Here is a 3,208-nt window from a genome sequence, read left to right on the forward strand (position 1 = left end):
ACCGGCAACGCCCAACACGACGCTATGCGCGGGCAGCGAGGGCAGGCCGTGCGCGGCGAGGAACCCGTCGACGGTGACGGCCCACGGGAAGTCCTCGGCGCGCGCCCGAGCCGTGCGCCGACGGGTGGGCGTATCGATGGCAAGCAGCTCTTCGACAGCGTCGGCGAAGGTCCAGCCGCTGCCTGCCGCGACGATTCCGCTGCCCGGTGTGACAAGCTCCGCAAGCGCGCTGCTGTGGTGGACGACCACCGGGGTACCGCTCGCCATCGCCTCCAGCGCCGCCAGGCCGAACGTCTCCACCGGCCCGGGAGCGAGTACCGCGTCCGCGGTGGTCAACAGGCTGGCCAGACGGTCCCGGTCCGCCACGTGACCGAGGAAGATGACCGGGAGGCCGCTCGCGCGCCGGGTGAGCCGCCCCCGGCTCGGACCGTCACCGGCGATCACCAGGCGGGCGGCCACCCCGCGGCGGACGAGCTCCGCCAGCGCGTCCACGGCGGTATCCGCCCGTTTTTCCGGCGACAGCCGGCCGACGTTGACCAGGAGCACCTCGCTGTCACGGGCGAACGCCCGACGCAGCGCGCTGTCGTAACGGCCGGGGTGGAAACGATCGAGATCGACGCCCAGCGGGATCTGGCGCAGGTTCGCCGCGCCGATGCGGACGAACTCGGTCCCGGCCCACGCGGTGGTGGCGACCACCGTGTCAAAGGTCCGGGCAAGCGCGCTGTTGGACCGGTCAGCCGCGGCACGGACCGGCAGCACTCCGCGCAGCGGACGCGGCGTCCACAGGTTCAACAACCGGTCAAGGCGCTCATGGCTGACGACGAGAGAGCCCACGCCGGCACGGCTGGCCCAGCGGCCCAGCGGCCGCAGCGAGGCCCGGTCGTGCACCTCGACGCGGTCGGGCGCCGCGGCGTCAAGATGCCGGATGACCCGCCATGGGTCGGTCAGGACACGGTAGTCCGTGCCAGGCACCAGCGGTGCGCGCATGGTCACCACCCGAGCCTCGGGAGCGTAACGGACGCTGTCCCGCTCCCCGGGCAGGACCTGGATGACCTCATGACCGGCCGCGGTGTAGCCGGCGGCGAGATGGCGCATGGTCGTGCGGATACCACCGGACCGCGGCGCGACGAAGTTGGCGGCCTGAACGATTTTCACCGGATGCTCCCGTCCTCGTAGTGATATGCGCCGTTCCCGCCGCTGTCTGGGCCGTAGTGGTCGGCAGCGGCCCGGCGGAGCCGCGCCCGGCGGGCGAGGACGGTCCGCGAACGCAGGGCGCCGACCCGCGCCTGCGCCATCCTGAAACCGCGGACGTCGTGGTAGTGGCCGATAAGCTCGTCCCCGATCGCGCTCCACCCGCAGCCCGCGACCGATCGCCGGGCGGCGGCGCCCATCGCCCGGCGCCGATCGCCGTCGGCGAGGAGCATCGCGACGCGGTCGGCCAGCGCGGCCGGGGAGTCCGGGGTGAAGTGCAGGCCGGTGTGCCCGTCATCGACCACGTCGAGCAGGCCGCCCGCGGCCGGGGCGACCACCGGGACGCCGCTGGCCTTCGCCTCCTGCGCGGCCTGGCAGAACGTCTCGTGGGAGCCGGTGTGGACGAACATGTCGAGGCTCGCGACAGTCGCGGACAGTTCCCGGCCGGACTGGAAACCGAGAAACGTGGCCTGCGGCAACTGACGTTCGAGCGTCGCCCGCATCGGCCCGTCGCCGACGATGACCAGCCGGACCCCGGGAAAATCCCGCACCGCGCCGAGCAGGTGTATCCGCTTCTCCCGGGCGAGCCGGCCGACGTAGCCGACCAGTACCTCGCCCTCGGGCGCGAGGCGGCGGCGCAGCTCGGCGTCCCGATGACGCGGGTTGAACCGCTCGAGATCGACCCCGCGGGCCCAGCGGGCGATCCGGTGAACGCCCTGGCTCAGCAGCATGTCGACCGCGGGCCAGGACGGCGCGAGCGTCCGCCCGGCCAGCCGGTGGACGGTCGCCACCCATCGCCAGATGGTGCGTTCCGCCTGGCCCAGTCCGTAGCGAGCGGCGAAGCCGGCGAAGTCGGTCTGGTAGACGGCGACGCTCGGCAGCCCCAGCCGCCACGCGGCGAACGCCGACTGCGCGCCCAGCCCCGCCGGAGCCGCCAGGTGCACGACGTCGGGCCGGAACCCCGCCAGCACACCGACCAGCCGGGGCCACGGGGTGGCCACCCGGAATGTCGGATACCCTGGCAGCGGAACAGATGGTGCGCGTAGTATCCGAGCGCCGGCATAGATGTCCGGATCGGCGGCGGGTACGTGCGTGCCGGCGGCTGGGGCGATGACAAGCGCTTCGTGCCCGCGGTCCCGAAGGTGTTCGAGCACACGGCAAACCGAGTTTGTCACCCCGTCCACGTGCGGCAGGAACGACTCGGTTACCACCGCTACGCGCACAACATTACGCTCCCAAGCTACGGCTATAGATCCCGGACATCCGCTCGTCCACAACGTGAACATTGTGGCACGACTTGGTGTTACTGATCGCGGCGTAGCGTGAGAAGGCAGTCATTCATGGAGGCCGGGATCGTGAGCGGGATCGTGGATGGGACCGTCCGGCGCAACACCGGCCGTTCTGGCGACAGCCGGCTGATCACAGATCTCATGGGGCTCCTCGGCGCGGCCCACGTCCTGGTCGATCCCGATCTCACCGCCGGTTACGAAACCGACTGGACGGGGGCCTTCACCGGTCGGGCTACCGCCGTGGCCCGGCCCGGGTCGACCGATGAGGTCGCCGCCGTGCTGCGCGTCTGCGCCGCCCATGGCGTACCCGTCGTGCCGCAGGGCGGCAACACCGGCCTGGTCGGCGGTTCGGTACCGGCCGGGGCCGCCATCGGCGCGGTGGTGCTCAGCCTGCGCCGGCTCACCGCGATCGAACCGGTCGACGCGGCCGCGGGCCTGGTCACCGCGGGCGCGGGCGCTACTCTCGCCGACGTCCAGGCGCATGCGCGCGCGGCCGGCCTCGACAGCGGCGTGGACCTCGCCGCACGGGATTCGGCGACGCTGGGCGGCATCGCCGCGACCAACGCCGGCGGTGAACGGGTCCTACGGCACGGGATGACCCGCGGCCAGGTCGCCGGGCTGGAAGCGGTACTCGCCGACGGCCGGGTCGTGCGGCGGCTCACCGGGCTCCCCAAGGACAACGTCGGTTACGATCTACCCGCCCTGTTCGTGGGCAGTGAGGGCACCCT

The 3,208-nt window shown here is 72.5% G+C and carries 3 protein-coding genes; 1 reads left to right on the forward strand and 2 read right to left on the reverse strand.

Translation table 11 applies throughout. The features are described from left to right. A partial coding sequence (locus tag MJ783_RS10590) for a glycosyltransferase (protein ID WP_239310225.1) occupies positions 1 to 1,155 on the reverse strand: 1,155 nt, incomplete at its 3' end. Beyond that, complete coding sequence (locus MJ783_RS10595) at positions 1,152 to 2,414, reverse strand: glycosyltransferase family 1 protein (RefSeq protein WP_239310226.1); 1,263 nt, start codon at positions 2,412 to 2,414, stop codon at positions 1,152 to 1,154. The genes MJ783_RS10590 and MJ783_RS10595, both read right to left, overlap by 4 nt. Before the next feature lie 207 nt (positions 2,415 to 2,621). On the opposite strand from MJ783_RS10595, the gene MJ783_RS10600 reads away from it, so the two are divergent. Beyond that, a partial coding sequence (locus tag MJ783_RS10600; RefSeq protein WP_370651593.1) for an FAD-binding oxidoreductase occupies positions 2,622 to 3,208 on the forward strand: 587 nt, incomplete at its 3' end.

It is taken from the genome of Protofrankia sp. Cj3 (assembly GCF_917627355.1).
Lineage (GTDB): Bacteria > Actinomycetota > Actinomycetes > Frankiales > Frankiaceae > Protofrankia.